General features: G+C 26.1%; 17 protein-coding genes. 9 read left to right on the top strand and 8 right to left on the bottom strand.

The features are described from left to right. The 6 genes from BT997_RS14955 to BT997_RS14980 form a co-directional block, all read left to right on the top strand. Nucleotides 1-1,234, top strand: a 1,234-nt coding sequence (locus BT997_RS14955; RefSeq protein ID WP_072682735.1) for an alanine/glycine:cation symporter family protein, incomplete at its 5' end; no start/stop codon positions are given. Nucleotides 1,235-1,262: 28 nt separating this feature from the next. Further along, nucleotides 1,263-1,949 carry an aspartate/glutamate racemase family protein gene (locus BT997_RS14960; RefSeq protein ID WP_072682736.1) on the top strand — a complete coding sequence of 229 codons (687 nt, stop codon included), beginning with the start codon at nucleotides 1,263-1,265 and terminating at the stop codon, nucleotides 1,947-1,949. A 47-nt stretch (nucleotides 1,950-1,996) separates the two neighbouring features. Further along, nucleotides 1,997-3,118, top strand: coding sequence for a sensor histidine kinase (locus tag BT997_RS14965; RefSeq protein ID WP_072682737.1), 1,122 nt, complete (start codon nucleotides 1,997-1,999; stop codon nucleotides 3,116-3,118). A gap of 4 nt (nucleotides 3,119-3,122) precedes the next feature. Beyond that, a complete protein-coding gene (locus tag BT997_RS14970; protein ID WP_072682738.1) occupies nucleotides 3,123-3,800 on the top strand; it encodes a response regulator transcription factor in 678 nt (225 codons plus the stop codon). 129 nt (nucleotides 3,801-3,929) lie between these two features. Next, nucleotides 3,930-5,333: an aspartate ammonia-lyase gene (gene aspA, locus BT997_RS14975; protein WP_072682739.1), complete on the top strand. Its 1,404-nt coding sequence runs from the start codon at nucleotides 3,930-3,932 to the stop codon at nucleotides 5,331-5,333. Nucleotides 5,334-5,343: 10 nt separating this feature from the next. Beyond that, a complete protein-coding gene (locus tag BT997_RS14980; RefSeq protein WP_072682740.1) occupies nucleotides 5,344-5,838 on the top strand; it encodes an asparaginase domain-containing protein in 495 nt (164 codons plus the stop codon). Nucleotides 5,839-5,865: 27 nt separating this feature from the next. Here BT997_RS14980 and BT997_RS14985 read toward each other — a convergent pair whose 3' ends face one another. Genes BT997_RS14985 through BT997_RS15010 form a run of 6 tightly spaced genes read right to left on the bottom strand, consistent with a single transcriptional unit; the run spans nucleotide 5,866 to nucleotide 11,543 of the window. Next, nucleotides 5,866-6,372: a ferritin gene (locus BT997_RS14985; protein WP_072682741.1), complete on the bottom strand. Its 507-nt coding sequence runs from the start codon at nucleotides 6,370-6,372 to the stop codon at nucleotides 5,866-5,868. Between the two features lie 20 nt (nucleotides 6,373-6,392). Further along, nucleotides 6,393-7,694, bottom strand: a complete 1,302-nt coding sequence (locus BT997_RS14990; protein ID WP_072682742.1) for a phosphatase PAP2 family protein — start codon at nucleotides 7,692-7,694, stop codon at nucleotides 6,393-6,395. Then, nucleotides 7,687-9,414: a bifunctional alpha/beta hydrolase/class I SAM-dependent methyltransferase gene (locus BT997_RS14995; RefSeq protein WP_072682743.1), complete on the bottom strand. Its 1,728-nt coding sequence runs from the start codon at nucleotides 9,412-9,414 to the stop codon at nucleotides 7,687-7,689. The genes BT997_RS14990 and BT997_RS14995 overlap by 8 nt, the downstream gene beginning before the upstream one ends. Continuing rightward, nucleotides 9,407-10,030: a 1-acyl-sn-glycerol-3-phosphate acyltransferase gene (locus tag BT997_RS15000; protein WP_072682744.1), complete on the bottom strand. Its 624-nt coding sequence runs from the start codon at nucleotides 10,028-10,030 to the stop codon at nucleotides 9,407-9,409. The genes BT997_RS14995 and BT997_RS15000 overlap by 8 nt, the downstream gene beginning before the upstream one ends. Before the next feature lie 8 nt (nucleotides 10,031-10,038). Next, complete coding sequence (locus tag BT997_RS15005; protein WP_072682750.1) at nucleotides 10,039-10,962, bottom strand: phosphatidate cytidylyltransferase; 924 nt, start codon at nucleotides 10,960-10,962, stop codon at nucleotides 10,039-10,041. Next, a complete protein-coding gene (locus BT997_RS15010; RefSeq protein ID WP_072682745.1) occupies nucleotides 10,959-11,543 on the bottom strand; it encodes a CDP-alcohol phosphatidyltransferase family protein in 585 nt (194 codons plus the stop codon). The genes BT997_RS15005 and BT997_RS15010 overlap by 4 nt, the downstream gene beginning before the upstream one ends. A 189-nt stretch (nucleotides 11,544-11,732) precedes the next feature. Between BT997_RS15010 and BT997_RS15015 the strand changes: the two genes are divergently transcribed. Beyond that, nucleotides 11,733-12,653 carry a manganese-dependent inorganic pyrophosphatase gene (locus tag BT997_RS15015; RefSeq protein WP_072682746.1) on the top strand — a complete coding sequence of 307 codons (921 nt, stop codon included), beginning with the start codon at nucleotides 11,733-11,735 and terminating at the stop codon, nucleotides 12,651-12,653. A gap of 158 nt (nucleotides 12,654-12,811) precedes the next feature. Continuing rightward, complete coding sequence (locus tag BT997_RS15020) at nucleotides 12,812-13,903, top strand: DNA alkylation repair protein (protein ID WP_072682747.1); 1,092 nt, start codon at nucleotides 12,812-12,814, stop codon at nucleotides 13,901-13,903. Between the two features lie 48 nt (nucleotides 13,904-13,951). Here BT997_RS15020 and BT997_RS15025 read toward each other — a convergent pair whose 3' ends face one another. Both BT997_RS15025 and BT997_RS15030 read right to left on the bottom strand, forming a co-directional pair. Next, complete coding sequence (locus BT997_RS15025; RefSeq protein ID WP_072682748.1) at nucleotides 13,952-15,769, bottom strand: sensor histidine kinase; 1,818 nt, start codon at nucleotides 15,767-15,769, stop codon at nucleotides 13,952-13,954. A 1-nt stretch (nucleotide 15,770) separates the two neighbouring features. Beyond that, on the bottom strand, nucleotides 15,771-16,436 hold the full coding sequence (locus tag BT997_RS15030) for a response regulator transcription factor (protein ID WP_072682749.1): 666 nt from the start codon (nucleotides 16,434-16,436) through the stop codon (nucleotides 15,771-15,773). Between the two features lie 126 nt (nucleotides 16,437-16,562). Here BT997_RS15030 and BT997_RS15035 point away from each other — a divergent pair. After that, on the top strand, nucleotides 16,563-16,946 hold a 384-nt coding region (locus BT997_RS15035; RefSeq protein WP_143145217.1), incomplete at its 3' end, for a filamentous hemagglutinin N-terminal domain-containing protein.

The following is a 16,946-nucleotide window of genomic DNA, read 5'->3' on the forward strand; positions in this document are numbered from 1 at the left end:
TGTAGGTGGTGGAAATATTGCAGGGGTTGCAGTAGCTATTACACTTGGTGGTCCGGGCGCAGTTTTTTGGATGTGGGTTATTGGTCTTATTGGTATGAGTACAAGTTTTTTTGAGTGTTCTTTAGCTCAATTATATAAAGAAAAAGATGGCGAAGACTCTTGTGTTTATAGAGGTGGACCAGCTTATTATGTTACTAAAGCTTTAGGTCAAAGATGGCTTGGTATTATTATTTCTGTTTTATTAATGATAACATTTGGGTTTGCTTTTAATGCAACTCAATCATTTATTATCACAACTTCATTTCAATCTTCTTTTGATATTCCTACTTGGGTAACAGGTTCAGCTTTAACTGTAGTTTTTGGTTTAGCAATCTTTGGTGGTATTAAAAGAATCACTAGATTTTCAGAAGTTATTGTTCCTATTATGGCTGTGGGATATTTACTTATTGCTATAGTTGTTATTGCATTAAATATTACAGAAATTCCTTCTTTGATTTCAATGATTGTATCTGAAGCATTTAATCCAAGTTCTGCCATTGGTGGTGGAATTGGTGCAGTAATTTTACAAGGTGCAAAAAGAGGTATGTTTTCAAATGAAGCGGGATTAGGTTCTGCTCCAAATGTTGCAGCTGTTGCATATGTTGCTCATCCAGTTCAACAAGGAATTGTTCAATCATTTTCAGTATTTATTGATACTATTATTTTATGTTCTTGTACTGCATTTATTATTCTTTTATCTGGTGTTTATACTCCAGGTGTTGAAGGAGTACAAGGTGTTTTACTTACTCAAAATGCATTGATTGAACATATTGGTCCTTTTGGTGGATATTTTGTAACTGTTGCTTTACTGTTATTTGGTTTTTCTTCTATGTTATATAATTACTATTTAGCAGAAAATTCACTTAACTTTTTTACAAAAGGTAATACTTCAGCATTTAACGTTTTTAGAGTAATTGTTATTGCTTTAATTGTTTGGGGTTCATTCCAAGATTTAGGTTCTGTATTCTCTTTTGCTGATTTATCAATGGGATTATTAGCTGTAATCAACTTAATTGTAATTGCTGTGTTATATAAACCTGTACTTAGACTTATAAAAGGTTATGATAGACAACTTAAAGAAGGTAAAAAACCAGTTTTAAGATACAACGATTATAGTGAATTTAAAATTGATGAAAATACTTGGAAAGAGATTGTTGATAATATCAATGACGAAAGAGCTAAGGAGAAAGCGTAAGTATTATACTTACGCTTTATAATTTAATATGAGAAAAAAGATTGGAATTATAACAGGCTCTGGTCCTGAGGCTGGAGTTGATTTATGGCAAAAGATTTTAGAAGAGAATAAACTTTTTTTAAAAGATGATTTCCAAGGCGATTTAGATGCTCCAAATGTAACTGTTCTTTCTGTCCCTGAATTGGGACACTCTATGGAACTTGAAAAAAACTACAATAGAGTTTGGGAAACTTTAGAAAACGCTATAAGAGATATTTGTAAAAGAGTAGACTATTTTGCAATTGCTTGTAATACTTTAAATTTATATTCTAATAAAATTGAAAAGATATATTTAAAACATAAATTTATATCTACTTTTGATGTCGTAAAAGACTATTTAGTTGAAAACTCTTTAAAAAAAGTTTGTATTGTTGGTGCTCTTCCAGTTATTCAAATGAAAGAATACTCTGTATTTAAACCTTTAATTGACACATTTAATATAGAAGTTCCTAAAGATTTGAAAAAAGTACATGAGCTTATTTATGATGTGAAAAAATATGGTGGAGATTCACATAAGGTTATAAATGATTTTAGAATTATTGTTGATAAAGTAGAATCAAATAATATTTTTCTTGCTTGTACTGAACTGCCTTTAATAAAATTAAAATATAAAGATAAAAATTTAATTGATGTTACTCAATTGTTAGCAAGAAAACTAGTTGAAAAAAGTTTTTAAGTAAAGTTTGGACATTATATTATTTAACTAAATTGAAAGGATTATATGTGTTTAATAAAGATGGAATACCTTTTTTTACTATTATAATTCCATTTCTTAGTATACTTTTCTTATCTTTTTTTACAACTTCATATTATTTAAAACTTTCTAATGAGAACTTTGAACTTGATATAAAAGAGTATAAAGAGTTATATCTTTTAGAGAATAAAAAAGAAGATATCAATACAATAATTGATAAAAAAATAAAACAACATAAAATAAGAGAAAATGAATTTAAAGATTTTATGCTTATTCAAACAGGAACTATTTTAGTTTTTATGGCACTTTTTTCTATTTTAATGACTTCTATTATAAGTGATGTGGTTAAAAAATATAAAACTCAAGTTCAAAATAAAGAGGATAAACTTGAAAGTCTTAATAAAAATCTAGCTTTTAAAGTTGAAGAAGGTATTGCAGAAGGAAAAAGAAAAGATAAAGCTATATTGCAACAATCAAAATTAGCAAGAATGGGGTCAATGATAAGTATGATTGCACACCAATGGAGACAGCCATTAACTGAGTTATCGGGAATATTAATGGAACTTGAAACTGCAACAAGATTTAAAAAAGTGAATGATAAACATATTATTAGTTCTATAGAGAGAAGTGATAAGATGATTGAGTTTATGTCAAATACTATTGATGATTTTAGAAATTTTTATAAACCGGACAAAATAAAAGAAAACTTCTTTGTTTTGGATTCTTGTAAGAAAGCTATAAATTTAGTAAATGCTTCTTTAGATGATAGTTCAATAAAATTAAACTTAGATGTAAAAGATAATAGACAAATACATGGTTATCCTACAGAGTTTTCTCAAGTTATTTTAAATCTTATTTCTAATGCTAGAGATATTTTAGTTGAGAAAAAAGTTGTTGATCCATCTATCTCTTTAAGTATTGAAAATAGGGGAATTAATACTATTGTAAAAGTTGCAGATAATGCAGGTGGAATAAATAAAGAGTATTTTGATTTGATATTTGATCCATACTTTAGTACGAAAGATTCTACAAAGGGTACAGGTTTAGGATTGTATATTTCAAAACTTATAATAGAGCGAAATATGGGTGGAGAACTTAGTGTATATAATGATGAAAAAGGTGCTGTTTTTAAAATAGTACTTGCAGGATAAAAAAATGGAAGAAAATTTATTAGAAGAATTAAAAAATGTACCTATTCTTTGTGTTGAAGATGAAGATGGTATTAGAAAAGTTATAGTAGATACTTTAAAATACTATTTTGATGAAGTATATGAAGCTAGAGATGGTAATGAAGCATATGAATTATACTTAGATTATAAACCAAAAATTATACTAACAGATATTCAAATGAAGAATTGTGATGGGGTTGAACTTGTTAAAAGAATAAGAGAAAATGATTTAAATACCGCAATTATAATGTTAACAGCATACTCAAATGAAGAATATCTGATGGATTTGATAAATTTAAATATTAATCATTTTATATTAAAACCATTAAATCTAAAAAAATTAAATGAAGCACTTTTAAAATATTTAAAAAAGAGTTTAGAAACTATCACTTTGCATGAAGATTTGATTTTAGATTTACAAAAGAGAGAACTTATATATAATAAAAATGAGACTATAATTTTAAGAAAAAGAGAGAAGGATTTTTTACATCTTTTATATAATAGAAAAAATGGAATTTTGACTTATAATGAAATTGAAGAGGAACTTTGGATAGATAAAGAGATGACTACACATGCTTTAAAGTCTTTTATAAAAGATTTAAGACATAAGCTGCCTATAAATGTAATTAAAAATGTTCCTCAAGAAGGATATACTTTAGCTTAAAAAGATAGAAATCCCACTTTTTACATACTTTTACTTGGCATAATTTTTAAATTAATCTAAATAAAAAACATAATGTAATTTTTATGTAACTTATGTATAATTTTTGGGTTTAAAAACTAGGGGAAATTTATGGAAGAAAACTTTAGAATTGAAAAAGATTTTTTAGGTGAAAAAAAGATAGAAAAAGAGAGCTATTATGGTATTCAAACTTTAAGAGCAAGTGAAAATTTTGATATAACACATACAAGTTTATCACTATTTCCAAATTTTATTAAATCATTAGCAAAGGTAAAAAAGTCTTGTGCTTTAACTAATTATGAGTTAGGTGATTTAAATGATATACAAAGAGATGCTATTATTCAAGCTTGTAATGAAATAATTGATGGCAAATTTCATGACCAGTTTATTGTTGACCCAATACAAGGTGGAGCTGGAACTTCAACAAATATGAATGCAAATGAAGTTATTGCAAACAGAGCTTTAGAGATATTACAAAAACCACGAAGTTCATATGAAATTATTCATCCAAATAATCATATCAATATGTCTCAATCAACAAATGATGTATATCCAACAGCAATAAAGCTTACTCTTCATGAACTTATTTATAAACTAAAAGATTCCCTTAGATATTTAAGAGATGCTTTTGATGTAAAAGCAGAAGAGTTTAAAGATGTTTTAAAAATGGGAAGAACACAGCTTCAAGATGCAGTTCCTATGACTTTAGGTCAAGAGTTTAAAACATATGCTGTAATGATTGATGAAGATATTTATAGATTAAGAGATGCACAAGCACTTTTAAAAGAGGTAAATCTTGGAGCAACTGCTATTGGTACAGGTATTAATACAAAAGCAGCTTATCAAAGAAAAGTAATAAGTAATTTAAGAGAAGTTACTGGTGTGGATTATATAAGTGCTGGAAACTTGATTGAAGCTACGCAAGATACTGGAGCGTTTGTTCATATCTCTGGGATACTAAAAAGAGTAGCTATTAAAATATCTAAAATTTGTAATGATTTAAGACTTTTAAGTAGTGGACCTAGGGCAGGTTTCAATGAAATAAACCTTCCAAAAGTACAACCAGGAAGTTCAATAATGCCAGGTAAAGTAAATCCAGTTATTCCTGAAGTTGTAAATCAAGTGGCATTTGAAGTTATTGGTGCAGATGTTACTATTTCAATGGCTTGTGAAGGAGGGCAATTACAGTTAAATGTATTTGAACCTTTAGTTGCATATAAGTTATTTACTTCAATAAATATGATGAGAAGATCTTTTTATACTTTAGCCCAAAAATGTATAAAAGGAATCACTGCAAATGAAGATGTATGTATGGAAAATATTTTAAACTCTGTAACTATCGTAACTTCTTTAAATCCAATATTAGGATATGAAAAAAGTTCAGCTTTAGCAAAAGAAGCTCTTGCAACAAATAAAAGAATATATGATATTATTTTGGAACAAGAATTATTTACAAAAGAAGAATTAGATGAGCTTCTTCATCCAAAAAACATGGTAACAAACTATCAAAAATAAGGATATTTAGATGAACGTAACTATAATAAATACTGGTGGAACATTTAATAAAAGATATAATCCAATTAAAGGACAACTAGAAGTTCCAAGTGATAATTTAGCATTAGATAAGATAATAGCTTCTTGTCATAATGTAGAGTTTGAAATTAAAAATATAGTTTCAAAAGATAGTTTAGATATGGATGATAATGATAGACAAATTATCACAGATGCAGTTAATGAAACATCAAATGATAAAATTATAATCATTCATGGAACAGATACAGTTGATTTAACTTCTGCTTTTTTACGTGAACAAGTTTCAAATAAAAAAATAGTATTTACGGGTGCTATGGTTCCTATGAGTATTGATGAGGTTGAAGCAACTATGAATTTTTCACAAGCTTTAGGTTTTTTAAGTGCTTCTATTGAAAAGGGTATCTATTTAGCAATGCATGGTGTTGTTGTAGATGCAAGTAAATTAATAAAAGATAAAAGTGTAGGAAAATTTCTTATACAAGAATAAATAAGAGCCAAGGCTCTTATTTATAATTTAAGCAGTTGGGTCAACAAAGCTTCTTCCTGCTAGTTCTTTATCAATTGTATAAAGTCCGTAACCATTATCTCCCACAAGCTTAATATGGTCAATGATTTCTCCCACAGTTGCTTCTTCTTCAACTTGTTCAGTAACATACCATTGAAGTAAGCTATAAGTTGCATGATCTTTATCTTTCATTGCTAAATCAGATAAGTTATTTAAGTTTTTTGTCATAGATTGCTCATGAGCTAATGATTTTTTAAATACATCTAAAAGTGATTTATATTCAACTTTTACAGCTTTAATCTCTGGAAGTTCGATTGCAACATCTTGGTCTTCAAGATATTTAAACATTTTCATACCATGTGATACTTCTTCTTGGTATTGAATTAAAAACCAATTTGCAGCTCCATTGAAGCCTTCTTTTGAACAGTACGCACTCATACCTAAATATATATATGCTGAGTGATATTCTTTATTTAGTTGTTCTATTAATGCTTTTTGTAAATCTTTACTAATCATTTAATATCCTTTTTTGATTATTATAATAACAATTCTTTAAATATATCTAAATTAATTTTCATATATTTAGATTTAACATATAAAGGTCTTCTTTCTTTTAAAAATTTTTCTATATCTTCAAAACTTTTCTCTTTGTATAACATATATGAAGATATTACTAATATAGTTCTTGACATACCTAGTTTACAATGAATATAGATTTTATCATGACTATTTTCTATTTCTTTTATTACTTCTAATATATTTTTAGGAGATTGCATTGTTAAATCTAAAAAGTTATATCTTTTTTGAGGAATATCTATTTTGTTAAATTGTAATTCAGGACATAAGTTTATAATTTTCTTAATTCCTAGTTCTTTTAGTTTTTCATATTCTTTAGTATCTGCTTGTCTTCCAAAATATATATTTTCATTAAATTTTGAAATAAAAGGAATTTTTCTTTTATAATATATCCAAGAGAGATGACTTCCTATAAAATAAGGTAAGAAAAAAATCTTTTGTAAAACGTTGATATATGGATTTTTAGAAATTAAAAAATCATTTAGCCCAAAAGTATAAATTGCACTAAGAGAAAAAATACTAAGAAATAAATATAGACAAATTATTGAAGATAGTTTAAAACTTAAAACCATGAAAATAATTGATAAAACTAAATAGTAAAGAGCAATTTTTATATTTCTAGGAGTTGTAAAAGATTTTGTGAAATAAGTTTCTCTTTTTTCATTTATTAGATATACTAGAATAATACCTACTAAAAACCCTGTAGGGATGTCTATAAAATGATGTTGATAAACAAGTAGAGTAGATAAAATCACTAAAATCAACCAAATAAATAATACTATTTTAATTAGTTTTGATTTTATATTATTTTTCATACTAAACCACAATATTACAGCAAGGCTTACATGTAAAGAGGGCATTTGATTGTATGGTAAATCCATTTCTAACATATCAAATAAAAAGTTATCTACAAGTGGTTTTTCAAAAGCAAATTTCAATGGAAATAGTGCAAAAATTGAAACTGAAATAATTATTGACATAAAACTTCTTAAAGCTAGTATTTTTAAACTAATTCTTGTTTGAGATAGTAAAAAAGCTACTACAAATAAAATATCAGAGGACATATAAGGAACAATAAAACCTTCAATAAAAGGAATACTTTTTTCCCATTCCATAAAAAATGAAGTTTGTGTTTGTGTAATAAGTGCGTATTGATTTACACTTCCATATAGTAAAAAAAATACAATACCTAAATATAAGAGCCATACAAAACGCTCTTTTAAAGTACTTTGTGAACTTAATGCAATATCAAATTTAGACATTATTCTTCTTGATTTTACTAGAAGAAACTGTAAAAATTCCCCAGTTATCAATTAACATATTGTCTTTTTTGAAATTAGCTTTTTCAAATAATGTATCAAGTTCATATTGGCTTCTTCTTCTCATAACCCATTTTTCTTGTTGATGATTACCTAAAACATTTGCAATTTGTTCTAATTGAGGATGCCAAGGTTGTCCAGTATAAAGTAAATAGCCATTAGCTTCAATAATAGAAGATATACCTTTAATAGCTTTGTTTATAAGATTATTATCACTAAATAACTCAAAAACACCAGATACTATAACTATATTTGGAGTGAAATTTAAGTCTTTATATGTCTTTTTATCAAAAGCGTCAGCTTGTTTATATTTTATGTTTTCTAGATTTTCTTTTGAGGCTAATTCTTTACCTTTTTCTATATTTTGTATTTGATAATCTTGAACAAAAATACTAACTTGAGGATACTCTTTTGCAATTTCAATTAAATATCTAGCCGGACCTCCTGCAATATCTAATATTTTAATTTCCTTGTTTTCTTCTAATAGAGCTTCGATTTTTGAAACAAGAAGTTTTTTCATATTTATTTTTCTTTGTCTAATACCTTTCCATCCAATACTATCAAGATAGTTTCTATCAATTGATTTTCCTATAAAGCTTTTTCCTTTTGCTTCATTTTCATAAACGTAGTCTAAAGTAACTCCTGAATCAAAGCCATATTTTAAACCAATAGAAATACCTTCACTTAAAAAACCTAAGTTGTGCATTATTTTTTTTTGAAAAAAGTATGAAACTCTATTTATAAAAGATTCATTTCCATAAAGTATTTTTGATTTTTCATCTTCTGTAATTCTTATTTTTTTACTTAGATAATCTTTTTTCTTTAAAGTAAAACATTTTTCCATAAAGTTAAAAATCTCATTTAAAGCAAGGTTTTTATCTAAATCATAAAGAACCCCATGATAAGAATCTTTTAGAGGAACAAGCTTTTTAGTTTTTGAAGAGAGTCTTGAAAAAAAGTCACCTTGTATTTTATCATCAACTACATAATCTTTTTGTGCAGATAAAACTAAAGTAGGACAAGAAATAAGATTTGCGTCATCTACAACTCTTTTTGCAGTATCAAGAAGTGTAACTAATTGTTTTGCTGGTATATCAGGAGTAATAAGTTCATCCGCATTGTATTTTTCTTGTTCAAGAGTATTTTTAGTTAAATACTTTGCTTTTACGTATGATTTTATATTTAAATCTTTTTTGAATTTAATTGCTAGATTTAGAAATTCTTTTGCAAAAGGAAAATAAAGTTTAATTTTAAAAGCAGGTGCAACTAAAGCAACTCCAGCTATTTTAGGTGCATAATCATGAATCCAAGTTGAAGCAACTACTCCAGCAACCGAGTTTGCTATTATAAAAATCTGTTCTTGTTTTATATTATTTTCTTGACAAATAAAATTAACAAAAGCATTTAGGTCTCTAACTAAGTTCATAAACTCATATGTTGCTTTTGCTTTTGTATATCCATGTCCTCTATAATCATAAGAATAAACTCTATATCCTTCTAACCTTTTATCATTTATAATATCTTCCAATCTTTTTGAATGTTCATGGCCTCTATGTAAAACTATTACTACTTTTTTATTCCAAGTTTCATCACTATATTTTCTATAAAATATTTTTTCTTCATCAAAAGAAATAAATTCTGAATTCTCTTCTATCTTACTCATTTTCTTCCTTTTTAAAATTCTCTTCAAGTTTTTTTACAAAATCTTTTGTATCTAAATCTAGATCATTAAAAGTAAAAGCTTTTTTTACTTCTAGTTTTATAATTAAGGGTACAAATAAAGCTTCGTTTTTTGGAAGGGCTTTACCTGCATTTTCTAAAACTACAGGAAGAATTTTTAGATTTGGATATTTCTTAGCAATATGACCTATGCCATTTTTAAATTTTTGTAACTCTTCTGGTTCACCTCGACTTCCTTCTGGAAATATTATCAAGGTCTTTTTCTCTTCAATTTTTTTATAAACTTCATCAAGAGGGTGAGCTGTACCTTTTCTTTTTATCTTTCTATTAATAGGGATTATCCCTATTAGATTTAAAGATATCCATTTTAAATATTTGTTTTTAAAGAAATAATCACTTGCAGCAACTGGATTTACATCTATTACAGCATCACTTTTGTACATACTCATAATTGCTAAAATATCCAAGTGACTGTTGTGATTTGCAATTATTATGTATGGCTCATCTTTTGGAATATTTTCTTTTCCTTTTATTGAAATACCTGTAACTAAGAAAATCAGAGGTTTAACAAAAAACTTAAAAAATATTTTTTTATACATTCTTTTCCCTAGTAATAAAGATAATAAACATAATGGAAAAATAGTGGTGCAGTATAAGTTAGGCTATCAATTCTATCAATAATTCCTCCATGACCTGCAATCATATTTCCACCATCTTTTACTCCAACATCTCGTTTTACCATAGAAACAACTACATCTCCTATAAATCCACCAATATTTATAATAAGTCCAGCTCCAATTGCCTCTAAAATTGTAAATGGTGTAAGGTATGAAAAAACTACAGCTAAAGTAGTAGTTAAAATCATCGCTCCTACAAATCCTTCAACAGTTTTATTTGGACTAACTTTAGGAATAATTTTTCTCTTTCCAAAGCTTTTCCCACATACATATTGTAAAATATCATTTAGTTCAGTTAAGAAAATTAGATATAAAACCATCATTGCTCCACTTACTAAGTCAATTGAGGGCAATCTTAATAAATATGCTACATGACTTATTGCAAAAACAAATAACATAACACCCCATTGAACTTTACTAGTATTATTTATAAAACCCTTTGTATCTCCTATTAACATTTGTCTAAATGGTAAAAATAAAAAGAGATAAACAGGAATACAGATTATAAAGACTTCATACCATTGAATATAGGCTAGATAATACTGAAATATAATTACTAAATATCCATAAAACATAATTCTTCTATCTGTAAGTCTTGTGGGAATTAAAGTAAAATATTCTTTTAAAGCTAAATAACTTAAAAGAGCAAAAAATATCATGGCTAAAATGTCATTTAAAAAAACAGATATAGCAAAAATAAGTATCATATAAAACCATGATTTTGTTCTATCGTATAGCTCTGTGTAAGGTTTGTTATTTTTCTTTTGAAGATATTTTATTACTAAAAAAGCAAAAACTAAAATTGAAAAGATTATTGAAAAAGTAGTTAAAATAGTACTATTTAAGATATTCATATATTTACCTTCTTCCATCTATTTATCATAGTTAAAAATGCTAAAACTATGGCAATAGTTACGATGATGTTTAATATAGTAAAATTTATACCTATAGCAAAAAGTAAAGAGATAAGCCCAATAACAAAAGCTCTATCACTTTTTCCCATAGGTCCATCATATCTTCTATCATTATAAACAGCTTGTGCACTAATACCTATAAATTCTGTGAATATTGAAATAACTACAAATAGTACAACTATTATAGGATTTATTAGAAAAGCAAATGGTAGGTATAAAACTGCATCTGAAACTACATCAGTAATTTCATTTAACATAGCTCCTGTTTTTGTCTTCATATCGTGTTCTTTTGCAAGCATTCCATCTATTGCATTTAAAGCCATTCTTATGAACATAACAAAAGGTATAAAAAGTAAAAAATATTTATTTACTAATCCTAATAGAACAAATATTCCTCCTACAAAAGATAATAACATAGCCCAAATCGTAACTTGATTTGCTGTATATCCTTTTGAAGCAAGGTTTTTAACAATGGGTCTTAATAAAGCTTGGAATTTTGGTTTTAAGTCGTATATTGTCAATATGATTTCCTATTGGTATTTAGAACATAATAATATTTATTATAACAAAGTATAATAATATAATCCTTTAAAAGTAACATAACATTAGTTTAGGTAAAATCACGAAAACTAAAGTACAATTCTTTAGAATTTTGCTACTTTTTATAAGTTATATTAAAAAGTAGACATAAAAAATATAGGAAATTATAAATGGCAATTTATACATGTGGACACACAACTCCTGATTCAGATTCTATCTGTTCAGCTATTTCATTAGGGTATTTATTAAATAAAATAGGAAGAGAAGCAATTCCTGCAAGACAAGGACCAGTTAGTCCTGAAACACAATTTATTTTAGATAGATTTGGTTTTGAAGCACCAATATTAAAAACTGAGTTTGCTGGTGAAGAATTATTTATTACTGATTATTCTGATAAAGGTCAAGCACCAAAAGATATTGATGAGGCTACTGTAGTTGGTATTGTTGACCATCATAAGTTAGGTGATATTACTACTTCCACTCCTTTAGAGTGTTGGATTAGACCTGTTGGTTGTACAAATACAATTGTTAAAGAGATGTATGATTATCATGGTATTGAAATACCAAAAGATATTGCTGGAATTATGTTATGTGCAATTTTATCTGATACGGTTATTTTTAAATCACCAACTTGTACTGATATTGATATAAAAATAGTAAGAGAACTTGCTGAGATTGCAGGTATTGAAGATTTTGGTGCACTTGGAATGGAAATGTTCAAAGTAAAATCAGCAGTTGAAGGTGTTCCTGTTAGAGAATTAATTTTAAGAGATTATAAACCATTTGATATGCATGGAAATGCAGTTGGAATTGGACAACTTGAAGTTATTGATTTAGCAATTTTTGATACAATTAAAGATGATTTAGAAGCAGATTTAGAAGACTTAAGAGCAGAGAATAATCTTCATACGGCATGTTTACTTTTAACTGATATTATGAAAGAAGGTTCAGAAGTAATTGTAGCTTCTTTAGATAATTCAGTTTTTGAATCAGCATTTGACGTTGAATTAGAAGATGGAAAAGTTTGGTTAGATGGTTGCTTATCTAGAAAAAAACAAATTATTCCTTTCTTAGAACCTGCATTTGCATAAATTTTTTAAACAATCCTTTTAAAGGGATTGTTTAAGATTTTTGTTTCTGATAATTATTTATAAAGATTTAAATAACTAAAGCATTTTATTTCAATTTGTAATATAATTTATATCTCTTATTTTTTTATAGTAAAATATTAAAAAACTAGGATATATAAATGGCTGAACAACTAAAAGAGTTATTCTCAAAAGATTTTGTAGAATTTATTTCTATTAAAATAAAAGAGTATTATTCTACTTTTGATGAAAAAAACTTTCAAAAAAAGATTTTTAATAAAAACTGGAAAAACCTAGAACTAAAAGAGAGGATGCGCTTTATAGTTCTAAATTTAAATGACTTCATTCCTATTCCTTATATTGAACAATTAGAAGTTTTAAAAAAAGTAAAAAAAGATTTAGAATATAAAGATTCTATGGCTTTACAATCTATGGTTTTTCAAGATTTTGTTGAAGTATTTGGTCTAGATGATTATGAAAACTCAATAAAAGCTTTGGAAGTATTTACAATAAAGTCAAGTTCTGAATTTGCAATAAGGCAGTTTATTTTAAAGTATCAAGATAAAACAATGACTCAAATGAAAACTTGGACAAAAGATAAAAATGAACATATTAGAAGGCTTGCCTCAGAAGGGTGTAGACCTAGGCTTCCTTGGGCTATAGCGCTTCCAAAATATAAAAAAGACCCAACAGTAGTTTTAGAAATACTTGAACTTTTGAAAAATGATAAGAGTGAATATGTAAGAAAATCCGTGGCAAATAACTTAAATGATATTGCAAAAGATAATCCCCATTTGGTTATAGAGTTTGTAGCAAAAAATTTAGGAAAAACAAAAAATCTTGATTGGATATGTAAACACGCAAGTAGAACACTGCTTAAAAGAGGCGATAAAGATATATTAAAGCTTTTTGATTATGGTAGTGTAGAACATATAAGAGTAAATGATTTTAAGTTGGATACTAAAGTACATATTGGAGACAGTTTTAAATTTTGTTTTGCACTAAAAAGTGAAATACCTTTAGGTAATTTAAGAGTTGAGTATGCAATTTATTATTTAAAGTCAAATGGAACTTATTCTAAAAAAGTATTTATGATTAGTCAAAATGAAATTAAAGAAAAGAAAAAGAGTTTTATAAAAAAGCAGAGTTTTAAAAATATGACTACTAGAAAGCACTATAAAGGAGAACATTTTATCTCTTTAGTTTTAAATGGAATAGAACAAAAGAAATATCCTTTTATTCTAGAAGCTTAAATACTAATAAATATTTATCACATATTATGGTTCTTGTCTAACTTTATATTAAATTATTAGTTTAAAACAGATACCATCACCTGTATTTTGTGCAGATATTTTTCCTTTTAATTTATGTTCAATAATCTTTTTTGCTAAATACAGACCAATCCCTGTTGAAGAAAGAGAAGAGTAATCCTTTTTAAAGATTTTACTAATGAAATCTTTACTTACCCCACCTCCATTGTCTTCAAAATAAAGTATTAAGTTGTTTTGTTCTTCTACTTTAATAGAGATTAAAGGGTTTTTTATAGCTCTTTTTTCAAATATCTTAAAAGAGTTTTCTAATAAAACCATCAGAATATTTAAGAAATAATTTTTCTCTATTAAAATATTTAATGTTTTATCACAATCAAGTTTAACTTTTATATGGTTTTTTGAAAATTCACTTTCTATAAGTTCTATTACATAATTTATTTCACTATAAACATTGATTTTTTCTATATTTACTTTTTCTTTATAAAAATTTAATTGTTTTGTAGCAGTATCTTTTAAATAGATAGTGTTTTGTTTTATATTTGAAATATTTTTGTCAATAATCTTATTTATATTTTTATCATTAAATTCTCTAGCAATCTCTATATGATTAATGCTATTATATATATTATTAATTGGTGTTTTCCACTGATGTGAGATATTTACCATTGTTTGACCTATAAATGAAATTTTAGAATATTCATTTAAAAGTTCAGATTTTTTGTCATTATCTTTTTTTATCTTATAGGTTATTTGAACTATAGCTAGACCTAAAAACAAATCTTGTAAGGTTGCAGCAAAAATACTACAAAAATAACCAAAATAAGTTGGCTGGGCAAATACTCCTGAATAGTTCATCATTGCATAAGCAGTGCTAAAAAATACGATAATATTTGCAAGTAGATAAAAACTAGAACCTTGTTTTTTATCTATAAAAGTTCTAATTGAAATAAGTAAAAGTGTAAAAAAGACTATATTATATATAAGTATAGAAAAATTACTCTGTGTATGGATAATACCAGTAAAATAAAGTAATATAAATACAAATAAAAGAACAAAACAACTTTTTAATATATATACTAAAATTTTATACTCATCTTTTTTAAGTTTAAAAAATATTATTGGAAATATTCCTAAAAAGAATACTACTAAATTTGCCATTATATAAATAACATCTTCATTTATAATGTTATATAGATTAAGTTCATAAAAAAATCCAAAAAAATATGACTGATAGATAATATTAGAGATAGTAAATAATGAATATATTAAAAAGTGCATATGTTTTAAAAATATATAAAAACTCAAACTTGCAATAGCAGAAAAAATAAATATACCTACTATAATAAAATATATCATGTTATTTATTTTATATGTTTTTTCAAAACTATTTATATCAATTATATCCCATTTTATATCCATAGGAGGAATTGTTTTTTGTTTAATAAATATTTCTATATTTTCTAAAGGGTCTAAACTAATATCAAAATAGGGTATTCTTGAAAGATTATCTCTTTGTTGATGGTTTAGTTTATCCCCAAGTTTATAGGTTTTTATGATTTTACTATTTTTAAAAATATATACTTCAACATAATCAATTGCTGGAATTTTATTAAAAACTCTTTTTTTTATTGTTTTGGAGGTGTTGTTTTTTAGTTTTAGATTTAACCAAATGGTATCTTCAAAAATTCCAAAACTATACCGTGTAACTTTTTTAAAGCTATTTTTATTTTGTAGAATATTTTCTATTGTTAAAGTATTTGTCATATCAATAAGATACTTCTCTTTTTTATCAAGTTCTGTAGCAAATAGATAGTTAAAAAATAAAAAAAGTGTTAAAAGAAGTTTCATATTAGTTTAATATATATCCTATATCTTTTATATTTTCTATTATACCATTAGGTAGTTTCTTTTTTAATTTATGAATCATAGATATAAGAGACCTTTGGTTTGTAGAGTTTAATATATCTAAAAGCTCATCGTAACTTACTACTTTTTTCCTATTTTGTAATAAAAACTCAAAAATCTTTACTTCAAAAGCAGTAAGCTTATACTCTTTTTCTTTTTGTAAAATAATTTTTTTTGTTTTATCATAAAAACAGTTCTTTTTAAGTTCATATCTTAATAAACCTTTCTTTGAAACCAACTCTACATATTTGTGTAAAATAGCTTTTAGTTCATCTAATTCATAAGGTTTTATAACGTACTCTAAAAGGTTCAGCTTTATAGCATTTTTTAGTTTTACTTTATCATCATAAGAGCTTATTATAAAAGCTGGAATATCATCGTTACTTTCTCGTATTTTGGATAAAAATTCATAACCATTCATTACAGGCATATCATAATCTACAATTAATAAATTGCATCTTTTATTATTATAAATCTTTAAAGCATCTTCTCCATTATGGGCAATAAAAACTTCTTTAAAATAGTAAGTTAAAATATGCTTTAAACTCTCACATGCACTTTTATCATCATCTACATATAAAACATTTAATTCTTTTAAAATTTCAATCATAATAATTATTATACCACATCAAAGTCAACACAAAATCAATAAAAATTTTAAGAATTTTAAAATTTGTTGATTTTACAGTCATTTTAGAGTGTTATACTGAATAACAGTTCAGAAAAAGGAAACCCAATGAAAAGATTAATCGATTTTAGTTCACGCTTTAGAATTTTAAAAGGTGGGAAGATAAGCTTAGTAGTAAGTGCAATGCTAACAAGTGCAAGCTTACTTCAAGCAGCACCAAGTGGAGGAGTAGTAACCAGTGGAGATGCAAGTATCTCACAAAGTGCTAATGTCACAAATATTCATCAAAATACACAAAAAGCGAGTATAAATTGGCAAAAGTTTAATATAGCCAACCATGAAACCGTAAACTTTAAACAACCCAATAGCTCAGCTATAGCTTTAAATAGAGTAATAGGAAATGAAAAAAGTGTTATAAACGGAGCTTTAAATGCAAATGGTCAAGTATGGATACTTAACTCCAATGGTGTTTTATTTGGTAAAAATGCAAGT

The organism is Arcobacter sp. LA11 (assembly GCF_001895145.1).
Taxonomy (GTDB): Bacteria; Campylobacterota; Campylobacteria; order Campylobacterales; family Arcobacteraceae; genus Halarcobacter.